The sequence below is a fragment of the Streptomyces sp. CGMCC 4.7035 genome, from assembly GCF_031583065.1.
GTDB classification, from domain to species: domain Bacteria; phylum Actinomycetota; class Actinomycetes; order Streptomycetales; family Streptomycetaceae; genus Streptomyces; species Streptomyces yaanensis.
In genome coordinates this window covers 7576506-7599677 of the sequence record NZ_CP134053.1, presented here as the reverse complement: position 1 = coordinate 7599677, position 23172 = coordinate 7576506, and the positions used below count along the sequence as shown (strand labels likewise).

Below are 23172 nucleotides of genomic sequence, written 5' to 3'. Positions count from 1 at the left end.
GGACCCGCACCCGGGAGACGACAATGAGCCCCGTCATCGAATCCGACGAACAAAAAGCCCTCCGCTCGGCCGTAGCCGCCCTCGGCACCCGCCACGGCCGCGACCACGACCCCGCCGCACTCTGGTCCGAGGCAGCCAAGCTCGGCTACCTCGGCGTCAACCTGCCGGAGGCATACGGTGGCGGAGGCGGCGGCATAGCGGAGCTCTCCCTCGTCCTCGAAGAGCTGGGTGCAGCCGGTTGCCCCCTCCTCATGCTGGTCGTCTCCCCGGCGATCTGCGGCACGGTCATAGCCCGCTTCGGCACCATCGCCCAAAAGGAACAATGGCTGCCAGGCCTGGCCGACGGCACCCGGATCATGGCCTTCGGCATCACCGAACCCGACGCCGGCTCCAACTCCCACCGCATCACCACCACCGCCCGCCGCGACGGCGACGACTGGATCCTCACCGGCCGCAAGGTGTTCATCTCCGGCGTCGACATCGCCGACGCGACCCTGATCGTCGGACGCACCGAAGACGCACGTACCGGAAGGCTCAAGCCCTGCCTGTTCATCGTCCCCCGGGACGCGCCCGGCTTCGGGCGGCGGCAGATCGACATGGAACTGTCCGCCGCGGAGAAGCAGTTCGAGCTGACGCTCGACGACGTGCGGCTGCCCGCCGACGCGCTCGTCGGCGACGAGGACGCGGGACTGCTCCAACTGTTCGCCGGCCTCAACCCCGAGCGCGTCATGACCGCCGCCTTCGCGATCGGCATGGGCCGCTACGCGCTCTCCCGCGCCGTCGAGTACGCGCGCGACCGCGCCGTCTGGAAGCAGCCCATCGGCGCCCACCAGGCGATCGCCCACCCCCTCGCGCAGGCGCACATCGACCTCGAACTGGCCCGCCTGATGATGCAGAAGGCCGCGTTCCTGTACGACTCCGGAGACGACGTCGCCGCCGGGGAGGCCGCCAACATGGCCAAGTACGCGGCCGGGGAAGCCTGCGTGAAGGCCGTCGACCAAGCCGTGCACACCCTCGGCGGCAACGGACTCACGCGCGAGTTCGGGCTCGCCTCACTCATCACGGCCGCGCGCGTGTCTCGTATCGCACCGGTGAGTCGGGAGATGATTCTCAACTACGTCTCGCACCAGACCCTGGGCCTGCCGAAGTCGTACTAGCCCCGGCAGCCGCCCCGCAGCCGTACAGAGTCGTACGAGGAGGAACCGTGTTCCGAAGCCAGTACGCAGACGTCCCGGCCATCGAACTCCCCATCCACGACGCGGTCCTGGGCCGGGCCGCCGAGTTCGGTGAGCTGCCCGCCCTGATCGACGGCGTGGACGGCACCACCCTCACGTACGAGCAGCTCGACCGGTTCCACCGGCGACTGGCCGCCGCCTTCGCCGACGCGGGTGTACGCAAGGGCGACGTCCTCGCCCTGCACAGCCCCAACACCATCGCCTTCCCGACCGCCTTCTACGCCGCCACGCGCGCGGGGGCGTCGGTCACGACCGTGCACCCGCTCGCCACGGCGGAGGAGTTCGCCAAGCAGCTGCGCGACTCGGCCGCCCGCTGGATCGTCACCGTGTCACCGCTGTTGGAGACGGCCCGCACCGCCGCCGAAAAGGCGGGCGGCGTACGGGAGATCTTCGTCTGCGACACCGCGTCCGGCCACCGGTCCCTCGTCGACATGCTGGCCACCGGCGCGCCCGAACCCCAGGTCGACATCGACCCGGCGGAGGACATAGCGGCCCTCCCGTACTCGTCGGGGACCACGGGCATCCCCAAGGGTGTGATGCTCACCCACCGGCAGATCGCCACCAACCTCGCACAGATCCGGCCGCTCATGGGAACGGGCCCGGGCGAGCGCATCCTCGCGGTGCTGCCCTTCTTCCACATCTACGGCATGACGGCTCTCATGAACGCACCCCTGAGGCAGGGGGCCACCGTCGTGGTGCTGCCGCGTTTCGATCTGGACACCTTCCTGGAGGCCATCCAGACCCACCGCATCACCGGCCTGTACGTGGCCCCGCCGCTCGTGCTGGCCCTCGCCAAGCACCCGGCCGTCGCGCAGTACGACCTGTCCTCCCTGAAGTACATCATCAGCGCCGCGGCACCCCTGGACGCCAGGCTGGCGGTGGCCTGCGCCGAGCGCCTCGGCCTGCCGCCCATCGGCCAGGGATACGGCATGACGGAACTGTCCCCGTGCACACACGTCGTGCCCCTGGACGCCCTCGACGCGCCCCCCGGCACCGTCGGCAAGCTCGTCCCCGGAACCGAGATGCGGATCCTCTCCCTCGACGACCCCGACATGGACCTCGGCGTCGGCGAGACCGGCGAGATCGCCATCCGCGGCCCCCAGGTGATGAAGGGCTACCTGGGGCGCCCCGAGGCGACCGACGCGATGATCGACAGCGACGGCTGGCTGCACACCGGGGACATCGGCCACGTCGACGCCGACGGCTGGCTGTTCGTCGTCGACCGCGTCAAGGAACTCATCAAGTACAAGGGCTTCCAGGTGGCCCCCGCCGAACTGGAGGCCCTCCTGCTCACCCACCCGAAGATCGCGGACGCCGCCGTCATCGGCGTCTACAACGACGACAACAACGAGATCCCGCACGCCTTTGTAGTACGCCAGCCGGACGCGGACGACCTCTCCGAAGGAGAGGTCATGATGTACGTCGCCGAACGTGTCGCCCCCTACAAACGCGTCCGGAACGTCACCTTCATCGACAGGGTGCCACGGGCCGTCTCCGGGAAGATCCTCCGCCGGCAGCTCAGGGAGCGCACGTGACCGAACTCGTACGCACCGCGGGCGACCGCGGCATCACCACCCTCACCCTCGACTCGCCCGGCAACCGCAACGCCCTGTCGGCCGCACTCGCCGACGCCCTGGCCGAGGCGCTGACCCGCTGCGGCAAGGACCCCGGCACACGCGCCGTCGTCCTCACCCACACCGGGAACACCTTCTGCGCGGGCGCCGACCTGCGCGACCCTCCGGACCCCGCGGCACTGGTCGGGCTGCTGCGGCAGATCGTCGAGCTGCGCAAACCGGTCGTCGCCCGGGTCACCGGGCACGTACGGGCGGGCGGCCTCGGCCTGCTGGGCGCCTGCGACATCGCGGCCGCCTCCACCGACGCCACCTTCGCCTTCACAGAAGTACGCATCGGTGTCGCACCCGCCGTCATCTCGCTGACCCTGCTGCCACGCACGGATCCCCGCGTCCTCGCCCGCTACTACCTCACCGGCGAACGCTTCGACGCCACCGAGGCCGTACGCACCGGGCTGCTCACGACGGCCGGCGACGACGTCGACGAGGTGCTCGCACCCGTCCTCGACGGACTGCGCCGGGCCTCACCCCAGGGCCTGGCCGAGACCAAACAACTGCTCACGGCTAATGTGCTGGAGATCTTCGACCGGGACGCGGCCGACCTGACCGCGCTCTCGGCCCGGCTGTTCTCCTCCCCGCAGGCCCGCGAGGGGATGACGGCCTTCCTCGAACGACGGGATCCCGCATGGGTGTGGTGAGCGCGGTATGGGTGTGAGCACTGCCGAACGTGTCCCCAAGCAGGACCGCAGCCGGGCCACCCGGCAGCGGCTCCTGGAAGCCGCCGTGGCCTGCCTCGCCGAACACGGCTGGGCGGGCTCCACGGTCCTGGTCGTCGCCGAACGCGCCGGCGTCTCCCGGGGCGCCGCCCAGCACCACTTCCCGACCCGCGAGGACCTGTTCACGGCGGCCGTCGAATACGTCGCCGAAGAGCGCTCCACCGCGATACGGGCCCTGTTCCCGCAGGGCGCCGCCGATCGCCGCGCCGTCGTCGCCGCCCTCGTCGACCTGTACACCGGGCCGCTGTTCCGCGCGGCCCTGCACCTGTGGGTCGCCGCCTCCAACGAGGACCAACTGCGCCCGCGCGTCACCGAACTGGAGGCCCGCGTCGGCCGCGAGACCCACCGCATCGCCGTCGACCTGCTCGGCGCCGACGAATCCCGCCCGGGCGTCCGCGAAACCGTCCAGGGCCTGCTCGACATGGCCCGCGGCCTCGGCCTCGCCAACCTGCTCACCGACGACGCGGGCCGCCGCGAGCGGGTCGTGACACAGTGGGCGGCGCTGCTGGAGGACGCGCTGGGCTGAGCCCCGCCCGGCTGTGAACCCGCCCACACGCGCATCGGGCGCCCCCGCCCCGCAGTATCCTTGGCGCATGCTTCCGATGCTCGTTCGACGCCGACACGTGGACTACGTGCGCGTCACGAGCATGGGCTGTCGGCGTTCTGCCTGACCCAGCCCCCTCTTCTTCCTTCTTTTCCTTCCCCGCGGCACCAGGGCTCCGCCCCACCCTCGGCGGTGCGCCCGTGCCCCGTACACCCCTGCGGACGCATCCCATGACGCACCTGTCGTACGAACAGCTCCCGATCATCGACCTCTCCGCGGCCGACCGCGGCCCCCAGGCGCGGGCACTGCTGCACGCCCAGCTCCACAGCGCCGCCCACGACGTGGGCTTCTTCCAGCTCATCGGGCACGGCATCACCCGAGCCGAGACCGACGCGCTGCTCGGCGCCATGCACGCGTTCTTCGCGCTCCCCGAAGCCGACCGGCTCGCCCTCGACAACGTGAACTCGCCCCACTTCCGCGGCTACACCCGCACCGGCGACGAACGCACCGGCGGCGCCCGCGACTGGCGCGACCAGCTCGACATAGGCGCCGAGAGACCGGCCCGCACCCCGGGCCCGGGCGAGCCCGCCTACTGGTGGCTGGAGGGCCCCAACCAGTGGCCCGCCGCCCTTCCCGAGCTGCGCACCGCCGCACTGGCCTGGATCGACCGGCTCGGCGGCGTCGCCCAGCGGCTGCTGCACGAGCTGCTCACCGCCATCGGCGCCCCCGCCGACTTCTACGACCCGATCTTCGGCGACCATGCCCACCCGCACCTCAAGCTCGTGCGCTACCCGGGCAGCGCCGACGACGGCGCGGACCAGGGCGTCGGCGCGCACAAGGACTACGGCTTCCTGACCCTGCTGCTCCAGGACCAGGTCGGCGGGCTCCAGGTGCAGCGCGAGGACGGACTCTTCCACGACGTGCCGCCACTGGAGGGAGCGTTCGTGGTCAACCTGGGCGAGCTGCTGGAGGTGGCGACCAACGGCTACCTGCTGGCCACCAACCACCGCGTCGTCAGCCCGCCCGGCGCCACCGAGCGCTTCTCCGTGCCGTTCTTCTACAACCCGCGCCTGGACGCCCGGGTGGAGCCCTTGCCGTTCCCGCACGCGTCGACGGCACCGGGCATCACCGACGACCCGACGAATCCCTTGTTCGCCGAGTACGGCTACAACGAACTGAAGGGCAAGCTGCGGGCGCACCCGCTGGTGGCGGAGCGGCACCACGGGAACTTGCTGACTCCGGCGTAAGGACAGCGCCCGTCAGGGACGCGGGGCCCTGTCGACATGCGGCTCCGCCGCGATGGGGGCACCTGTTCGAGCGAAGCCGAGAACTTGGGGGCGCGACCAGCCGCAACGGACCCGCAGCCGCCCGCGCCCCTCAGGCACCCCTTCAGTGGGCGATGTCCGCGTACCCCTCGATCTCCTGGGGGCTGCGCGGACCCGGGCCGATATAACGCGCAGACGGCCGCACGAGCCGTCCCGTCCGCTTCTGCTCCAGGATGTGCGCCGACCAGCCCGCCGTACGGGCACACGTGAACATCGACGTGAACATGTGCGCCGGGACCTCGGCGAAGTCCAGCATGATCGCGGCCCAGAACTCGACATTCGTCGCCAGGACGCGGTCGGGACGGCGGTTGTGCAGCTCCTCCAGAGCCGCCTTCTCCAGCGCCTCCGCGATCTCGAAACGCGGCGCGCCCAGCTCCCGGGCCGTCCGGCGCAGCACGCGCGCCCGCGGATCCTCCGCCCGGTACACCCGGTGACCGAAGCCCATCAGCCGCTCACCCTTGTCCAGGGCCCGCTTCACATAGGCCTCCGCGTCACCGGTGCGCTCGATCTCCTCGATCATGCCGAGGACGCGGGAGGGCGCCCCGCCGTGCAGCGGCCCGGACATCGCACCCACGGCACCGGACAGCGCGGCCGCCACGTCCGCGCCGGTGGACGCGATGACCCGGGCCGTGAAGGTGGAGGCGTTCATGCCGTGCTCGGCGGCCGACGTCCAGTAGGCGTCGACGGCCGCGACGTGCTTCGGGTCCGGCTCGCCCCGCCAGCGGATCATGAACCGCTCCACCACGGAGTGCGCCTTGTCGATCTCGCGCTGCGGCACCATCGGCAGGCCCTGGCCGCGCGCCGACTGGGCGACGTACGACAGTGCCATGACGGCCGCGCGGGCCAGGTCCTCGCGGGCCTGCTCGGCGTCGATGTCGAGGAGCGGTTTCAGGCCCCACACCGGCGCGAGCATGGCGAGCGCCGACTGCACGTCCACGCGGATGTCGCCGGAGTGGACCGGGATGGGGAACGGCTCGGCGGGCGGCAGACCGGGATTGAAGGCGCCGTCGACGAGCAGCCCCCACACATTGCCGAACGAGACATGGCCGACCAGATCCTCGATGTCGACGCCCCGGTACCTCAGGGCGCCGCCCTCCTTGTCCGGTTCGGCGATCTCCGTCTCGAACGCGATGACTCCTTCGAGTCCGGGTACGAAGTCGGACATCAGGCGGCTCCTCGTGATGTGTGCGGCGGATGGGGTCTGTGGGGATCCTGTCGGCCCGCGTCCACGGGCCCAGTGGGACGGATGGGGTGGCGGACGTCAGCTGCGGGAAGGTCTGCCGCCCGGCTCCACGGTCGTCAATCGGTCGATTCTCGAAAACTCGCGGTCCGAAACGGTCACTCCGGTGATGCCCCGATCGGTCGGCGGTCACCCAACCCGACCGGCATCAGCACGATATCTCTGAGTGCCACCTTTGGGGAGAGGAAGCGGCACTCAGTGCCACGCAGTGATGAACCGCACCCCAGGTGCGTACGGCAAGATGACGGCGTGACCGACCGCCACCAGGACGACCCCGCACCCGAACCCACCGCCCACCCCTCGGCGAAGTCCACCGAGGAGCCCGTCCTCGAACCCATCGTCGAACGCGCGGCCGAAGGTCCCGTCCAGGACCTGGCTCCCGACCCCGCCGCGATGCGCGCGCACTACCGCGCCGAGGGACTCGACGAGCCGTCGCTCGCCCCCCACCCCATGGACCAGTTCGCCCGCTGGTTCAAACAGGCCGCACAGGCCTCGCTGGCGGGAATGATCTACGAGCCGAACGCCATGATCGTCTCCACGGCGGACACCGAGGGACGCCCCAGCTCACGCACGGTCCTCATGAAGCAGTACGACGAACAGGGCTTCGTCTTCTACACCAACTACGACTCCCGCAAGGCCCGGGAGCTGGCGGCCAACCCCCATGTCTCCCTGCTCTTCCCCTGGCACCCCATGGCCCGCCAGGTGATCGTCACCGGCACCGCCCGCCGCACCGGCCGCGACGAGACCGCCGCCTACTTCCGCACCCGGCCGCACGGCTCCCAGCTCGGCGCCTGGGCCAGCGCCCAGTCCTCGGTCATCCTCTCCCGCGCCGAGCTGGACGCGTCCTACGAGGAGCTGAGCGCCCGCTACCCCGAGGGCAGCCAGGTCCCGGTACCCCCGAACTGGGGCGGCTTCCGGATCGCCCCCCGGACGGTCGAATTCTGGCAGGGCCGCACCAACCGCCTCCACGACCGCCTCCGCTACGTCGCGGAGCCGGACGGGACGTGGCGGGTGGAGCGGCTCAGCCCCTGAGCGGTCGGGCCGTGATCGACCCGAAAACGCAGACGACCCGCGAGCTCGGGTTCCCCGCCTGACGGCGGGGAGCCGGCCGGACGTACCGGCGAGCTCGCGGGTCGGGTGACTGCTTGGGATTGGGCCGGCTGCGCGCTTCTGTCAAGCGCTGGTCCGGCACCGCACATGGTGTGGTGGCGAGCCGCTAGCCCGCAGTCACCTCACGCGTCCGGTTCTCATACATCTGCCGAACCACCTCCCTTCTCGTGTAGCCCACACCTTAAGAAGCGGTCGGAAGCGAATCAACCAGTTTTTTCGCGGGTTTTTCGAGAGCGCGGTCGCAGCGGATCGCAGTGGGCCGTCACAATCGCCCCCACCAGGGCTTTCATGGCGTGAGCACCCCATCCAGAAACGGTTCGACCGCCGCGCGCCACGCCTCCGGCTGGTCGTAGTGGACGAGGTGGCCGGCGTCGGCGACCTCCGCGTACTGGCCGTGGGGGAGGACGCGGACCATTTCCTGGGCCTCCGCGCGGCCCAGTTCGCCGTCCAGGCCGCGTACGACCAGGGCCGGGCACCGGACCTGGGTCAGTTCCTCCCAGTGGGCGTCGTAGACCCAGGTCTGGCGGGATTTCAGCATCTGCTCCGGTTCGAAGACGGGGCGCCAGCCGTCCTCGGACTCGGCCATCACCTCGGCGTAGAACTCGCCGCGGGCCGGGTTGGGGCGTTCCACCCAGGGGTCGTCCTCGCCGAACCACTTCCGTACGTCGGCGAGGGTGGCGAAGGGGAGGGGCCAGGACTTGAACCAGTCCTCCCACTCGCGCTGCGAGGCGGCGCCGAGCGCGGAGGCGCGCATATCGCAGATGATCAGGCCGCGCACCAGGTCGGGGCGCTTGGCGGCGAGCTGCCAGGCGGTGAGGGCGCCCATGGCGTGGCCGATGAGGACGGCGGGGGCGAGGCCGAGCTGTTCGAGAGCGGCCTCGGCGTCGTCGACGTAGGCCTCACGGGTGTACTCACCCTTGGGGGGCTTGTCGCTCTGGCCGTGGCCGCGCTGGTCGAGCGCGACGGCGCGGTGCCGCTCGGAGAGCCAGCGGGCGGTGGACGCCCAGTGCGAGGCGCGGCCCATGAGTCCGTGCAATAACAGCACGCTCGCCGCCCCTTCGCCCTCTCCGGTCTTGAGGGGATCCGCGAACTCCCACGCAGCGAGGCGTAAGCCGCCCGCTCCGGTCACGTCGATGCGCCGCACCATCGTCCTGGCACCCCCCTGGCTTCGTTCGGACCGCTCGCTCCCATTCGAGTAGGCCGGTCCACGCGCTCGTCGTACTGCCGCTGTCGTGCTGCTGCTCCTGCTGCTCCTGCCGGATGTTGCCGGTCACCGCCGGCCCGGAGTGTTGCTTCATCCCCACGCTATCGAATGGCTATTCGAAAACGCTGTTTCTGGCGGCAACACCCCTCCTTCGAGTGACCTCCCCCGAGGATTGGCCGTCGCCTCCGGGGGGAGATCTTCTGCGGGAGGCGGACCGCTCGGGGAAAAACGGTCCGAGGGGGATGACCCTGAGAGCTCGGGGCTCCGGGTCAGAACAGGGGAGGACAGGCCCCGGCGCCCTTGGGCGCCGGGGCTCTCCACGTCTCTACGGCACATCCTCCCCGCCCCCTTCCCGGCCAGGTGACATCGCTGTCACATTCCGGCCAAGAGCCCTCAGGTCATATGCCTCATGCGACAGCCTCGCATGCGAACGGCCCGGGCGCTGCGATTCCGCCCACTGAATCTTGGTTTCAGTAGGACCGCGGAACCATCACAACTGCCCCCTGAGTCACCGGGGTCGACGCGGCCACGAAGTGGCGGCGCCGCGCTTCAGCGCTTGGCCACGAAGACGTGGGACGCGATGTCCGCCTCCAGCTCGGCCGCCTCGCCGCCGCTGCCGACCAGGACGCCGCCCGCGGACTCCGTCACGCTGACCACCGAGCCGGGCTGCACGCCCGCCCGCCGCAGCGTGTACATCAGCTGCGCGTCCGTCTGGATGGGCTCGCCGATGCGCCGTACGACGACCGTCTTGCCGTCGGCGCCCGGGTCCAGCTCGGCCAGCGACACCATGCTCTCGTCCAGGAACGGGTCCGCGCCGTCCTTCTCGCCCAGCTCCTCCAGGCCCGGGATCGGGTTCCCGTACGGCGACTCGGTGGGGTGGCGCAGCAGCTCCAGGACGCGGCGCTCGACCGCCTCGCTCATCACGTGTTCCCAGCGACACGCCTCGGCGTGCACCTGCTCCCACTCCAGCCCGATCACGTCGACCAGCAGGCATTCGGCGAGGCGGTGCTTGCGCATCACGCGGGTCGCCAGGCGGCGGCCCTCGTCCGTCAGCTCCAGATGACGGTCCGCGGCGACCGACACCAGGCCGTCGCGCTCCATTCGCGCCACCGTCTGGCTGACCGTCGGACCGCTCTGGTCGAGCCGCTCGGCGATGCGGGCGCGCATCGGGACCACGCCTTCCTCTTCCAGCTCGAGGATGGTGCGGAGATACATCTCCGTGGTGTCGATCAGTCCGGACATACGTGCCCCTCGATAAGAGATCTGCCGGAGGCTCCACGGCTCACCGGCTTGTGCGCTGGCCCTGCACCAATTCTGACGCATCCCACTGACAACCGGGGCGCGGCGATGAAACCAGGGATTACGAGACGGTGCGACGGGGTACTGGGCGGCGCCGGGCGCAGCCCGTGGATCAACGCCCCGGACTTCGGCGAGGCCGTATTGACATCCCACTGGTCCAGACCGCAACGTGATCCGCGACACGGGCCGTCATGGGGCGTCGGCGCCGACACTTCGAAGGGGCGTAGCCGATGAGCGAGGAGCCGAAGGACGGGGAGCCGCACGGCGGGAGCGAGCCGGCCCGGCGGTTCTTCGACGCGGCGATCGGGCTGCTGCAGCGGGCGCGGGACGAGGACGCGGAGACGATCGCGGCGGCCGGCACCCTGATCGCGGACACCGTCGCCTCCGGCGGCCGGCTGTTCGCCTTCGGCGCCGGACACTCCTCGCTGGCCGCACAGGACCTGGTCTACCGCGCGGGCGGCCTCGCCCTGATGAACCTGCTCGCGGTGCCCGGGGCCGTCGGCGTGGATGTCATGCCGGCGACGCTGGGGTCCGCCCTGGAGCGGGTCGACGGCTTGGCGAGCGCGGTCCTCGACACCAGCCCGCTCCGATCCGGTGATCTGCTGGTGATCATCTCTCTGTCCGGCCGCAACGCGCTGCCCGTGGAGATGGCGGTGCACGCCCGCGCCCTCGGCATCAAGGTCATCGGCGTGACGTCGGTGGCGTACGCGGCGGAGACGAAATCGCGGCACGCGTCCGGTACGTACCTCAAGGACCACTGCGACATCGTCCTCGACTCGAAGATCGCGGTGGGTGACGCGGAACTCCGTCTGGACGCCATCCCCGCCCCCTTCGCGCCCGCCTCCACGGTCGTCACCACGGCCCTGCTCCAGGCGGTCATGGCCACGGCCGCGACGACCCTCGCGGACCGAGGCATCGAACCGCCCCTCCTGAGGTCGGGCAACGTGGACGGCGGCCACGAGTGGAACGCCCGGGTTTTCCGGGAGTACGGGGACCGGATCTTCTACCACCAGGCGTAGTAGGTCGTAGCAGCCCTAGCCGTCGTAGCAGCCCTAGCCGTCGTAGCCGTCTGGCTGCGGGCAGTCGTGCCTCCCCCAGTGCCTTAAGGGCCTGGGGGGACCCCCAGGGCGGCACGGGTGGGCGCTGGGGGTACCCCCTGCTCGAAGAGCTTGGGGGAGGCAACCTGCCAGCGCCGGTAAGCGAAACCCACCCCGGCCCGCCCCGACGCCGGGCGCCTCCGCACCGAGGGTGACACCACCTTGGGTGCCTACACCTCCGGCATGGGCTTCACCTGATCGCCCAAGTCCAACGCGGCAGCGATCCGTACCGCCACATCCTCCCCGTACACCGCATCCGCCCGCTCGAACTGGCTGCGCCCGGCCGCCCGCAGGAACGTCACCACCCCCAGCGTCCGCCCACGGCTGCGCAGCACGGTGCACAGCGCGTACACCGCGTCCGCGGGCCACTGCCGGGCGAGCGCCCACTCCCGTGCCCGCTCCGGGGCGACATCGCCCGCGCCGGCGCGTACGGATCCGGCGCGCTCCACGCACTGGAGGGCCGGATGCCCTTCGCCGTACCGCACGGGCAGCCCCGCCTTCCCGGCGAGCACGCTCGGCCCGGGCGCACCGGACGGTGTCTCGGCGGCCCGTACCAGCCGTACCGGACCCTCCCCGTCCGCCACCGAACCGCCCGCCACCCGGTCGATCAGCGCGTGGTCGGCGAACCCGGCGAGCGCGAAGTCCAGATGGACGGTGGCCGCCTCCCCCGGGTCCTCGCACTCGGCGGCGGCCCGCGCGGCGCGGTGCAACTGGTGGGAGCGGAAGCGCAGCAGCGCCGCCTCCTGTTCCCCCTGCTTGGCCTCGGTGACGTCCTGGAACAGCCAGCCCACGCCCAGTGGAACCGGTTCTTCCGCGAGCGGTGAGGACAGCCGCAGGAAGCCGCTGCGCCAGCACCGCCGCTTCTCGCCCTCCGCGGTCCGTACGCTCACCCACATCTCGGCCGGAGCGGGTGGGGCGCCTTCGGCGAGCACATGGGTCAGCGCGCTCTCCAGTTCCTCGACGCCCTGGGAGAGCAGGTCCCCGAGGGGCCGCCCGAGCACGGCCGTGCGTCCGATGCCGAGCGCCCGTGCCGCGTGGGCGTTGACGACGGCCGGCCGCAGATCGGCGTCCACGAGCACGACACCCCAGCTGGCGTCCTCGAACAGCGCCTCGCTCAGCGCGATGGACCGCTCCAGATCGATCTGTGCGTGGACCTCGCTGAAGGCGCAGTAGACCCCGGCCGGCTTGCCGTCGGGCCCCCGCACCGCCGCGGACTGGGTCCGTACGAGTACCCGTCCGCCCTCTTTGGTGAGCAGCGCGAACTCGTGCACCTGCCGTCCGGGGGCCGCCATCGCGGACATGAGCCGCGCCTCGACCTCCGACGCGTCGGCGGTCCGCACGGCCCAGCCGGCGAATCCGCGCCGTCCCACGGCCTCGGCGGCGGACCACCCGAGAATCCGCTCGGCCTCCCGGTTCCAATGGGTCACGACCCCATCGGCGTCGAAGGCGCACAGGGCCGCGTCCATCCCGTCGAGGAGCGCGGCAAGAAGGTCCGAACCGTCCCGCTCCGGCTCGCCCGGGCCCAGCTCGTCCGTGGTCCCACTACGCCGGGAAGCACTCACCTGGACCCCCTGCAGGCTGCTGCGTCCGCACGTACGGCGCGTTCGTTCGCTCACTCGCCATCATTCAACTCGAACGTGACGCAGCCCACATCTGCTTCCCAAAAGATTGGGCGAAATCGTTGTACCCGGGATTTCCGTCCCTCCTGGCCCACTCAGCCTTCGCCGACCTGGCTGCCTGGGCGGTACACCTAGCCCTTGCTGACCGCCGCCAGGATCTCCGGCAGTCGCTGAGCCGTGCGCGGTGCCGCCAGGCGGAGGCCGAGGAAGGTGATCAGCGCCCCGTACGCGGCGCCCGCGGGCAGCAGCAGCCAGGTCCACTCGTCCCCGTCCGCGGCGACGTTCAGCCAGATAGTCGCCGCGATCACGGGCGCGGCCAGCAGGGCCGCGGCGACCATGCCGCCGAGGATGGAGATCCAGGCGAGCCCGGCCTGCCCGGGGGCGACGTTCTTGTAGCCCTCCTGCGGGATCGAGTACGGGAAGCGGGCCGAGGACCAGGCACCGGTGGCCAGCATCGCGCCGAGCAGGGCGAAGGAGAGTCCGAGCACCTCGGGCAGCTTCGGCCAGGCGCCGAGCAGCGCGGTCGTCACGACGGTGACGAGGGTGGCGTAGGGCAGTGTGATCAGCAGGAGGGCCAGCGCTCGACCGCGCAGTTCGGCGTATGCGTCCCGGGTGGACGAGATGGTCAGCGCGACCAGCCAGAACGCGGACGTGTCCTGCCCGAACTGGTTGTACATCTGGATGCCGAGCATGCCGGCCGCGAAGCAGGCGAAGTAGACCGAGCCGGTGCCCTGGAGGGCGTTGAAGACCGGCACGATCAGCCCGATGGCGAGCGAGGTCACCCACGCCGCCTTGGTCTTGGGGTCGCGCCACACATAGCGCAGGCTGCGTTCCATGACCGTGCCGGTGCGGCCGGCGGGCAGCAGCCGGGACAGGCCCGTCGAGGTGCGCTCCGGGGGGCCGGGTTCGGCGGTCTGGAGGGTGGACGCGTCCGGCGCGGTCATCAGCTTGGTCAGGCTGCGCGACCACAGGGTCAGCAGGGCCGCCAACGCTCCCGCGCTCAGTGCCAGTTGGGCGGCTGCGATGCCATAGGACCCCTTGCTCACGGAGTCGACCGCGCCGATCGCGGAGGCGGGTGGCACCCAGCGCAGGACGGCCTCCACCGGGTCCAGCCGGTCCAGCCCGGCCGAACCAAGCCGCTGCACGCCGAAGTTGACGAGTTGCGCGCCGATCGCGACGACGAGTCCGCTCAGGAGGGCGAGGTCGCGGCCCTTGCGGCTGGTCAGGAGCCGGATGTTGGCGGCGGCGACGGCCCGTGCGAACGCCACACAGACCAGCAGCGCGAGCACGACGGCGACGACGGCGGTGCCGTACGCCGCCGCCCCGTGCGCCACGGAGATCGCCGAACCGGTGACCAGGCAGAGGGTGAACAGCGGGCCGATGCCGACCAGGGACGCCGTCAGCAGGGCCCGTACGAGGGGACCCGGGCGCAGCGGCAGCATCACCAGGCGGGTCGGGTCGAGCGTCTCGTCGCCGCTGGGGAAGAACAGCGGCATCACCGCCCAGCCGAGCGTCAGGACCGCTACCAGCAGCACCGCGACGCCGGCGGCGTGCGCGTTGCCGCGCAGCACGATCAGGCCGATCAGCTGAAGGGCGGCGAACAGGAGCACGACGACGCAGGACGCGAGGTACGCGGCCCGCCGCCCGGCGGACTGCCGCAGCCCGTTGCGTAGCAGGGACAGCTTCAGCCGTACGACGACCCCGGTGATGCCGGTGATGCCGGTGGTGTCGGCGGTTTCCTTCATCGGGAACCGCCGCCGAGCCAGTCGAGGTCGGTGCCGGAGGTGCGGCCGTGCGCGCCGACCAGTTCCAGGAAAGCCTGCTGGAGGGTGGGCGCGCTGCCGCGTACGTCGGCGAGCGGACCGTGTGCGCGGATGCGCCCCGCGGCCATGACCGCCACCCAGTCGCACAGGGACTCGACCAGTTCCATGACGTGGGACGAGAAGACGACGGTGGCGCCGGAGGCGGTGTACCGCTCCAGGACGCCGCGGATGGTCTGCGCGGAGACCGGGTCGACCCCCTCGAACGGCTCGTCGAGGAAGAGGACTTCGGGGTTGTGGAGGAGGGCGGCGGCGAGCCCGATCTTCTTGCGCATGCCGGTCGAGTAGTCGACGACGAGCTTGTGCTGGGCCCCGGCCAGATCGAGGACGTCGAGGAGCTGGGTGGCCCGCTTGTCGACCTCGGCTCCGGGCAGTCCGCGCAGCCGGCCCGTGTACGCGAGGAGTTCGCGCCCGGAGAGCCGCTCGAAGAGCCGGAGCCCCTCCGGGAGGACGCCGATCCGCGCCTTCACCTGCACTGGGTCACGCCACACGTCATGACCGACGACCTCGACGGTGCCCTGGTCGGGCCTCAGCAGCCCGGTGACCATGGACAGGGTGGTGGTCTTCCCGGCCCCGTTCGGCCCGACGAGCCCGATGAACCGTCCGGCGGGCAACTCCAGATCGATCCCACCGACGGCGACCTGCTCCCCGAACCGCTTCCAGAGCCCCTGCACCCGCACGGCCGGCAGACCGGCCCCTGCACCTTCGGTCATGTGAGAACCCTACGGCGCGGGGAGCGCCCCGAAAGGGGCGCGGGGCGCTGACATCATGCGGCTCCGCCGCGCGGGCGCGAGCAACCACGAACAACCGGCAGCCGCCAATGGACAGGAACCAGGCAGACGCATCCGCGAACGGCTATCGATCCCTACCGCACGCATACGCCAACGGCGAGATCAACTCCTCCGCATCCGGCAACCACCGATTCGCCGGCGTCGGCCGGCAGGCCCACTGCACGGCCCCCCGGGACCCGTACCGCGTGGGCGGCGCGGCCACGTACGCCCCCTCGCCCAGGGTGACCAGGTCGAGGGAGGACAGCGACCAGCCCAGGTTGCGCACCAGGTCGGGGACCTTCGCCGAGGCCCCGGGGAGGACGAAGAACTGCATACGCCGGTCCGGCGTCAGGGTCACGGGCCCGAGGGTCAGCTCCATGCGCTCCATGCGTGCGAGCGCGAGGAAGCCGGCGGTCTCCGGGACGTCGATCGCGTCGAACGTGCGCCCGGTGGGCAGCAGGATCGACGCGGTCGGCTGCGTGGACCACATCCGGCGCGCGACGGTCGCGCTGCCGGTCGCCTGCGTCGCCCAGTCGTCCTGCGCCGGATGCGCGCCGGGCGCGGGACAATCGGCCTGACCGCAGGAGCAGCGGTGCACCCCGTCGACGGCCTCCAGCCAGGTCCCGGGGAACACGTCCCAGTGACGTTCTTCGGCGTAACGCACGGCGGCTTCCGGGAGCGAATCGCCGCGCTGCTTCGGGATGTGGGCAGCTTCAGGGCCCGCGATGGTCTTTTCCACGATGAACTCAACTCTAGTCGTCACCGCGGGTTACGCCTCCCCTCCCGACGGTCATGGCCCGCGCCGGGAACGGTTTTTGGGCACGCCCTTTTTGCCCTACATGCGCGGGGGAGGAGCACTGTCTCCGTGGGTGGGGCGCATGGATGCACGGATGGGGGCGCGTAAGAGGATCGACAGCGGGGGCTGGGTAACCACGTGGGAGGTACGGCATCAGCCTTTACCCCGGCAATCCTCACATGTCTCGCATCAGAGGCATGTCCGCGGGGCATCGATCTTCAAGGCCGGATCTTTTCGGCGCACGGAAAGGGTGTTCCGTCGTCCGGCCGCTGAAGACACGTCAACTCGGTGCGTGGGCAGGCACCGCAGCCACAGGGGGTACGACGCCATGGCCGCAAGGCCTCTCGTCGCGCGGCAGCCGAACGAACGGCTGCAGGCGCTCATTCAGGAAGCGGGCTGCTCCAACGCGGGGCTCGCCCGCCGGGTCAACATGTGCGGCGCGGAGCACGGCCTCGATCTGCGCTACGACAAGACGTCGGTGGCCCGCTGGCTGCGCGGACAGCAGCCGCGGGGCCGCGCCCCGGCGATCATCGCCGAGGCGCTGGGCCGCAAGCTGGGGCGTACGGTCACGATCGACGAGATCGGCATGGCCAACGGCAAGAACCTCGCGTCCGGCGTCGGCCTGCAGTTCTCCCCGACGGTGCTCGGCGCCATCGAGCAGGTCTGCGAGCTGTGGCGCAGCGACGTCGGCCGCCGGGACTTCCTGTCCGGCTCCTCGGTCGCCGCCTCCGCGCTCGTCGAGCCGAGCCGCGACTGGCTGATCTCCACGCCGGATTCGCAGGTCGCGCGAGCGGCCGGACCACGGGTGGGGACGTCGGACGTGGCGGCGGTGCGCGCGATGACGCAGGCTCTGGTCGAACTGGACCACCAGTTCGGCAGCGGGCATGTGCGCCCGGTCGTCGTGCACTACCTCAACAGCGTCGTCTCGGGGCTGCTGGCGGGCTCGTACCGGGAGGCCGTGGGGCGCGAACTCTTCGCCGCCGTCGCGCGACTGACCGAACTCGCCGGGTACATGGCCATCGACACCGGGCAACCGGGGCTCGCCCAGCGGTACTACATCCAGGCACTGCGGCTCGCCCAGGCGGCGGGGGACAGGGGGTACGGCGGTTACATCCTCGCCGCCTCCATGAGCCACCTCGCGGCTCAGCTCGGAAACCCGCGTGAGATCGCGCAGTTGGCGCGCGCCGCGCAGGAGGGGGCGCGCGGGCGGGTGACACCACGCGCGGAGTCGATGTTCTACGCCGCCGAGGCACGCGGGCACGCGCTGATGGGCGACGCCCATGCCGCGCAGATCGCGGCGGGGCGTGCGGTCACGGCGCTGGAGGCGGCCGACACGGTGTCCGGGGACGACCCCGCGTGGATCGCCCACTTCGACCAGGCGTACCTGGCGGACGAACTGGCCCACTGCCACCGGGACCTGGGGCAGGCCGACGCGGCGGCGCGGCGAGCGGAGGAGTCCCTCGCCGGACACCCCGAGTCCCGGGCCCGGCGCCGGGCGATCGGCTATGTGCTGCTCGCCACCGCGCAGGTGCAGCAGCGCGAGGTGGAACAGGCCTGCCACACGGGCCTGAAGGCCGTGGAACTGCTCGGCACGCTGCGGTCCAATCGGGGTGCGGAGTATCTGGAGGACTTCCAGCAGCGGTTGGAGCCGTATCGGGACGAGGCGGTGGTGCGGGAGTTCGGGGCGCGGGTGGAGTTGGCGGCGGCCGCGTAGATCTCGACCCGGGGTCCAGGGCACCGTCGCGCGGCTCTATCCCCCGGGCCCCGGGGGATAGAGCCGTAGAACAGACGGCTGGTCGGATCGCTGTCGGCCGTATGTGGCTGGTCGCGCAGTTCCCCGCGCCCCTTACGGGGTGCCTGCGCCTTTGTGAATGTGCGGAAAACGGGCGGTGAGCGGTCGGTGGAGGTGTGGCGAGGGGATAAACAGCGCCCTGTGCGGCACTTTTGTTACTGCTGTCGCTGGGTAGAAATTCACGCCCTGTGCTGCGTGGCACCGGGTTGTGGAGACCCGGTAGCGTAAACCGATGATTCCGAAGGTCCCCCATTCGTAGGAGTCCCGGTGACGCAGAGTGGACAGGGCGAGGAGCCCTCGGCGCGACCCGCGCGCGAAGGCATCGTGCTGCCCTCCGACGGTGGTGAACCCCTGCTGCCGGGCATGACGGGCGCAGCGAGCGGTTCCACGGTTCCGGCCGGCGGCCACGGTGCGGCCCCGGCGGGCGCACCCGGCGGTCACGCCGCCCCGGCGGGCGGCCAGGCCTGGGGCCAGCCGTGGGGTCCCGAGCAGCCGGCCCAGGCACCGCCGCCCGCTCAGCACTGGGGTGCCGACGCGGGACAGACCTGGGGCGCGCCCGAGCAGCCCGGGCCGACGGCGGCAGCGGACTGGGGCACTCCGGGAGCGCAGCAGTCCTGGGCGCCTTCGGACCCGCGTGCGACGTGGGGCGGGGCTCCGCACCAGCAGGCCGCGCCGGGACAGCCGTTGCCGCCGCAGGCGCCCGCGGGCTCCGGCCCGCACGCGCAGCAGGGCGCCGGCGCCGGGCCGTTGCCGCCCGAGGGTGCGCAGACGTCGTCGTACGGCGCGTACTCCGCGCCCACGGCGCCGGGAGCGGCGCCCCTGCCGCCCGCCGTCGACGAGGGCGCCACGCAGTACCTCCCGCCGGTGACCACCGCGCCCGACGAGGGCGCGACGCAGTACATCCCGCCCGTTCCCGCCGACGAGGGCGCGACCCAGTACATCCCGCCGGTGGGCGCGGGGGCGCTGCCGCCGCAGATGTCCGGGGACGACCCGACGCGGTTCCTCGGGCAGGCCGGGGCCGTGGCGGGCCCCGACGCGCAGGCCACGCAGTACCTGCCGCCGGTGCCCGGGCAGCCGGGCCCGGCCCCGTACGGGATGCCGGGCGCGCCCGGCGGTGACCGGTACACGCCGGCCGAGTTCGACAACCTCTTCCGTAACGACGCGGGCGGCGGCGCCGAGTCCACCCAGTATCTGCCGCCGTTCGGCGCGGCGGGTGCCCCCGGTGCCCCGGGTGCCCCGGGCGCCCCCATGGGCCACGTGGCCGGCTACGACGACGACGACGGCGGCCGCGGCCGCGGCGGCCGTACCCGTTCGCGTGTGCCGCTCATCGCGGCCATCGGCGTGGGCATAGCCGTTCTCGGCATCGGTGCCGGCGCCCTGCTCAGCGGCGGCAGCGGCACCGACGACAGCAACAGCAAGAACGTCTCGGCGACCGGCCCGGCCGCGGAGACCTCGGCCTCGACGTCCACCGACCCGGCCAAGGAGCAGGCCGTCGCGCTCGACAAGCTCCTGGCCGACAGCGGCAACAGCCGCGACTCGGTGATCAAGGCGGTCGCCAACGTCAAGGCATGCCAGAACCTCGACCAGGCGGCCACCGACCTGCGGGACGCGGCCAAGCAGCGCAACGAGCTGGTCACCCGGCTGTCCGGGCTGGCCGTCGACAAGCTCCCGAACCACGGCGAGCTGACCGCCGCGCTCACCAGCGCGTGGCGGGCGTCCGCCTCCGCCGACACCCATTACGCCGCCTGGGCCGACCAGGTCGCGGGCAACAAGAAGGGGTGCAAGAAGGGCCAGGCACGTGCCACCGGCCAGACCGCGGCGGCCACCCGGGACAGCGGTACGGCGAGCGCCCAGAAGGGCAAGGCCGCGCGGCTGTGGAACGCCATCGCGCGGAAGTACGGCCTGACCCAGCGCCAGTCCATCCAGCTGTGAGCTCAGCGGTGTGCGCCGCCGGGAACCCGCTCGCGGGTGGAGCGGCGCACACCCCGTGACCGCCTCACCGGGTCGTCGTGCTCTCCAGCGTCTTCGACACGTTCACGAAGCCCTTGCGCGCCGCCACCAGCTGCCCGTCGCGGACGACCTGCAAGGTCACGTCCGAGTTGATCAGGCGGGGGAAGTCGACGACGGCTGTCAGGTCCTGGAAGCGCCAGCGCAGGGTCGGGGTGAGGCCGCCCGTGTCGACCTTGACGCCGTTGTCGAGGGCCGAGCGGATCGTGCCCGCGGACACCTCGCCGCCGCCGAGCGATTCGACGACCTTCTTCAGGACCGTGTACGCGATCCACGTGGTCTGCACACCCGTGTCCGCCGGGTCGATCCGGTTGTCGCCGAAGGCCTCCTCGCGGATCACCTTCTTCATCGGTTCCCAGCGCGCGTCGCTCGCCTCCGGGTACCAGCCGGTGACGTACGCCCCTTCGTACGGGCCCGAGGCGCCGCCCGACGCGTTGATGACCGTCTGGTCGACGCTGCCGAGCACGGAGGCGGTGCCCACCGCCGCGTAGTCGTTGCGCAGACGGCGGAAGGAGTCCATGAAGGTTCCGGTGCGCTCGTCCAGAGCGGCCACCACGCACCCCTTCCGCTGCGGGTCCGTGGTCGCCTTCTCCAGCGCCTGCTGCGCCTGCGGGTCGAACGCGGTGGCGTCCTCGGCCGCGCGCACATCGGCGGCCGACGCGTGGCCGCCCGCCTTGAGCCCGGAGTCGAGCAGTATCGGAAGCTGGTCGCCGGCGACCGTGTCGGGGCGCACCAGCGCGAGGGGGCCGCACTTGCGGCCCAGCTCCTCGCCGAGGCCGGCCAGCAGCGCGGGCTGACCGCCGTTGACCGGATAGGAGAGCACGCTCTTGAACTCGTCGTCGGTGAGCCCGTAGCCGCCGATGTAGGGGATGCCCGCCGACTCCAGCGGGGAGAGGAAGGAACTCGCGTACTGGCTGTAGGAGCCGACGACGGCGTCGACGTCCTCCTTGGCGGCGAGTCGGGCGCATTTCGCGGCACCCACGTAGTCGTTGTGCTCGTTGCAGGTCAGGACGGTGAGCTTGCGGCCGCCCAGGCCGCCGTTCGCGTTGACCCAGCGTGCGTACGCCCGCGCCATCGCCGGCATTCCCGGCTTGTTGTTCGCCGGGGCGTTCTCGGGCGCCCAGGTCATGACGGTCACGGTGTCGTCCCCGGAACCCCCCGTGGTACCGGGGACGACACCGCACGCGACGGCGATCGACGCACACGCCGCCACCGCGCCCGCGGACAGCAGGACGGTCCTCACGCGGGGAGTCGCTCTGCGGACAGAGCCCGGAACGCGGGTGCGGTCGGTGGGTGAGCTGGTGCGTCGCCTGCCGGTCATGGACACGCACGATTCCGTCACACAGCCAACACTGGTGTGACCGACGGTCAATGGCGGGTGACGCAGAGGTGAATTGCGGGGGTCGGTGATCCGGCCGTCGCGGGGAACGTACGATCGATGACCGTGCAAGGTTCGGAGAACTCTTCCCGTCGCGGGCGTCGCTCATCCACCATGGGCGGCATGCCACTCAACGACATGCCGTGGTGGCGCTGGCGCAGCAATGTGCGCTCCGCGCTGCACATGCTCTCCGATCCGGTGTTCCAGCGGGACGTCTGGCTGGCCGGTGTCGACGGGTACGGCGACGTCACGGACGCCGTGTACCGCCTGGTCGAGGACACCTGGCTGGACAACTGGTCGGCCGAGAAGTACGTCGGCACCATCTTCCGGGACTCGCAGGAGGCGGCGCTCGTCGACACCGCGGTGCTGCGCGTGCTGCGGATCATGCACCAGGTCGGGCCGGACGCGCCGGTGGAGGCGTACCTCAACCACCAGGGGTGGCCGGAGGCGGTGCGGGCGGCACGCGACGCGCATGTGCGGCTCTCGGTGAGCGACGGCGAGGAGCCGGACACGCCGCCGCGGACGCTCGAGGTGCTGCGGATCCTCACGCGGACCGCGTAGGCCGTACGGCCACCGTGCCGTCCGGGTGGCGGGACGCCGGTCCGCGCGGGCCCGTGGACGTGAGACCCTGGCGTGCATGAGTGAGCAGTCCACGCGAGCCGCGGCCCCCGCCGAGCAGTACGTCCTCACCCTTTCCTGCCCGGACAAGCAGGGCATCGTGCACGCCGTGTCGAGCTATCTGTTCATGACCGGCTGCAACATCGAGGACAGTCAGCAGTTCGGGGACCACGACACGGGACTGTTCTTCATGCGGGTCCACTTCTCGGCGGAGTCGCCGGTGACCGTGGACAAGCTGCGCGCGAGCTTCGCGGCGATCGGTGACTCCTTCCACATGGAGTGGCAGATCCACCGGGCCGACGAGAAGATGCGCGTCGTCCTGATGGTCAGCAAGTTCGGCCACTGCCTGAACGACCTGCTCTTCCGCGCCCGGATCGGCGCGCTGCCCGTCGAGATCGCGGCCGTGGTGTCCAACCACACCGAGTTCGCCGAGCTGGTCGGCTCGTACAACATTCCCTTCCACCACATCCCGGTGACGAAGGACACCAAGTCGGAGGCCGAGGCGCGGCTGCTCGACCTGGTCCGCGAGCTGGACGTCGAGCTGGTGGTCCTGGCCCGCTATATGCAGGTGCTCTCGGACGATCTGTGCAAGCAGCTCAGCGGCCGGATCATCAACATCCACCACTCGTTCCTGCCGAGCTTCAAGGGTGCGAAGCCGTACCACCAGGCGCACGCGCGCGGTGTGAAGCTGATCGGCGCCACCGCGCACTACGTCACCGCCGACCTCGACGAGGGCCCGATCATCGAGCAGGAGGTCGAGCGCGTCGGTCACGACGTGACCCCGGACCAGCTGGTGGCGATCGGCCGCGACGTGGAGTGCCAGGCACTGGCGCGGGCGGTCAAGTGGCACGCCGAGCGCCGGATCCTGCTGAACGGACGCCGGACGGTGGTCTTCGCGTAGGGCCGGCCCAGCGGGGTCCCGGCGCCGCGGGGCCCTGGCCTCGCGCAGTCCCGGTCTACCGCCCCCGTCC

General features: G+C 71.4%; 19 protein-coding genes. 11 read left to right on the top strand and 8 right to left on the bottom strand.

The features are described 5' to 3' along the window. The first annotated feature begins 23 nt into the window (after positions 1–23). The 5 genes from Q2K21_RS33385 to Q2K21_RS33365 all read left to right on the top strand — a co-directional run bounded on the left by Q2K21_RS33385 (position 24) and on the right by Q2K21_RS33365 (position 5373). Positions 24–1157 carry an acyl-CoA dehydrogenase family protein gene (locus Q2K21_RS33385; RefSeq protein ID WP_310779066.1) on the top strand — a complete coding sequence of 378 codons (1134 nt, stop codon included), beginning with the start codon at positions 24–26 and terminating at the stop codon, positions 1155–1157. Positions 1158–1204: 47 nt separating this feature from the next. Then, on the top strand, positions 1205–2770 hold the full coding sequence (locus Q2K21_RS33380; RefSeq protein WP_310779063.1) for a 4-coumarate--CoA ligase family protein: 1566 nt from the start codon (positions 1205–1207) through the stop codon (positions 2768–2770). Beyond that, a complete protein-coding gene (locus Q2K21_RS33375) occupies positions 2767–3504 on the top strand; it encodes an enoyl-CoA hydratase family protein (protein ID WP_310779060.1) in 738 nt (245 codons plus the stop codon). The genes Q2K21_RS33380 and Q2K21_RS33375 overlap by 4 nt, the downstream gene beginning before the upstream one ends. A 7-nt stretch (positions 3505–3511) precedes the next feature. Then, positions 3512–4108 (top strand): TetR/AcrR family transcriptional regulator, encoded by a 597-nt coding sequence (locus Q2K21_RS33370; RefSeq protein ID WP_310779057.1) that lies wholly within the window; start codon positions 3512–3514, stop codon positions 4106–4108. Positions 4109–4356: 248 nt separating this feature from the next. Next, positions 4357–5373: an isopenicillin N synthase family dioxygenase gene (locus Q2K21_RS33365; protein ID WP_310781371.1), complete on the top strand. Its 1017-nt coding sequence runs from the start codon at positions 4357–4359 to the stop codon at positions 5371–5373. 142 nt (positions 5374–5515) lie between these two features. On the opposite strand, the gene Q2K21_RS33360 is transcribed toward Q2K21_RS33365, so the two are convergent. Beyond that, positions 5516–6616, bottom strand: coding sequence for a citrate synthase 2 (locus Q2K21_RS33360; protein WP_310779054.1), 1101 nt, complete (start codon positions 6614–6616; stop codon positions 5516–5518). Between the two features lie 468 nt (positions 6617–7084). Between Q2K21_RS33360 and pdxH the strand changes: the two genes are divergently transcribed. Further along, positions 7085–7723, top strand: a complete 639-nt coding sequence (gene pdxH, locus Q2K21_RS33355; protein ID WP_310781370.1) for a pyridoxamine 5'-phosphate oxidase — start codon at positions 7085–7087, stop codon at positions 7721–7723. A 364-nt stretch (positions 7724–8087) separates the two neighbouring features. Here the strand turns inward: pdxH and Q2K21_RS33350 are convergent, their stop codons facing one another. Then, complete coding sequence (locus tag Q2K21_RS33350) at positions 8088–8948, bottom strand: alpha/beta fold hydrolase (protein WP_310779051.1); 861 nt, start codon at positions 8946–8948, stop codon at positions 8088–8090. 606 nt (positions 8949–9554) lie between these two features. Further along, positions 9555–10247: a metal-dependent transcriptional regulator gene (locus Q2K21_RS33345; RefSeq protein WP_310779049.1), complete on the bottom strand. Its 693-nt coding sequence runs from the start codon at positions 10245–10247 to the stop codon at positions 9555–9557. A 287-nt stretch (positions 10248–10534) separates the two neighbouring features. Here Q2K21_RS33345 and Q2K21_RS33340 point away from each other — a divergent pair, with 287 nt between their 5' ends. Continuing rightward, positions 10535–11323 carry an SIS domain-containing protein gene (locus Q2K21_RS33340; RefSeq protein WP_310779046.1) on the top strand — a complete coding sequence of 263 codons (789 nt, stop codon included), beginning with the start codon at positions 10535–10537 and terminating at the stop codon, positions 11321–11323. A gap of 248 nt (positions 11324–11571) precedes the next feature. On the opposite strand, the gene Q2K21_RS33335 is transcribed toward Q2K21_RS33340, so the two are convergent. The 4 genes from Q2K21_RS33335 to Q2K21_RS33320 form a co-directional block, all read right to left on the bottom strand. Beyond that, positions 11572–12963 (bottom strand): PAS domain-containing protein, encoded by a 1392-nt coding sequence (locus tag Q2K21_RS33335; protein WP_310779043.1) that lies wholly within the window; start codon positions 12961–12963, stop codon positions 11572–11574. Between the two features lie 188 nt (positions 12964–13151). Then, positions 13152–14765 carry a transporter gene (locus Q2K21_RS33330; RefSeq protein ID WP_310779041.1) on the bottom strand — a complete coding sequence of 538 codons (1614 nt, stop codon included), beginning with the start codon at positions 14763–14765 and terminating at the stop codon, positions 13152–13154. Further along, on the bottom strand, positions 14762–15553 hold the full coding sequence (locus Q2K21_RS33325) for an ABC transporter ATP-binding protein (protein ID WP_310779038.1): 792 nt from the start codon (positions 15551–15553) through the stop codon (positions 14762–14764). The genes Q2K21_RS33330 and Q2K21_RS33325 overlap by 4 nt, the downstream gene beginning before the upstream one ends. A 142-nt stretch (positions 15554–15695) precedes the next feature. Then, the gene (locus Q2K21_RS33320) at positions 15696–16349 is read right to left on the bottom strand and encodes a bifunctional DNA primase/polymerase (protein WP_310781369.1); all 654 of its coding nucleotides are present in this window, start codon (positions 16347–16349) and stop codon (positions 15696–15698) included. 385 nt (positions 16350–16734) lie between these two features. Between Q2K21_RS33320 and Q2K21_RS33315 the strand changes: the two genes are divergently transcribed. Both Q2K21_RS33315 and Q2K21_RS33310 read left to right on the top strand, forming a co-directional pair. After that, positions 16735–18120, top strand: coding sequence for a transcriptional regulator (locus tag Q2K21_RS33315; protein ID WP_310779036.1), 1386 nt, complete (start codon positions 16735–16737; stop codon positions 18118–18120). 345 nt (positions 18121–18465) lie between these two features. Beyond that, entirely contained in the window at positions 18466–20130 is a 1665-nt protein-coding gene (locus Q2K21_RS33310) for a hypothetical protein (protein WP_310779033.1), read from the top strand. Between the two features lie 64 nt (positions 20131–20194). Here Q2K21_RS33310 and Q2K21_RS33305 read toward each other — a convergent pair whose 3' ends face one another. After that, entirely contained in the window at positions 20195–21526 is a 1332-nt protein-coding gene (locus Q2K21_RS33305) for an ABC transporter substrate-binding protein (protein ID WP_310779030.1), read from the bottom strand. 117 nt (positions 21527–21643) lie between these two features. Here Q2K21_RS33305 and Q2K21_RS33300 point away from each other — a divergent pair, with 117 nt between their 5' ends. Both Q2K21_RS33300 and purU read left to right on the top strand, forming a co-directional pair. Next, positions 21644–22144, top strand: a complete 501-nt coding sequence (locus Q2K21_RS33300) for an SCO4402 family protein (RefSeq protein ID WP_310779027.1) — start codon at positions 21644–21646, stop codon at positions 22142–22144. Positions 22145–22220: 76 nt separating this feature from the next. Continuing rightward, positions 22221–23102, top strand: coding sequence for a formyltetrahydrofolate deformylase (gene purU, locus Q2K21_RS33295; protein WP_310779024.1), 882 nt, complete (start codon positions 22221–22223; stop codon positions 23100–23102). The last annotated feature ends 70 nt before the right edge of the window (positions 23103–23172 follow it).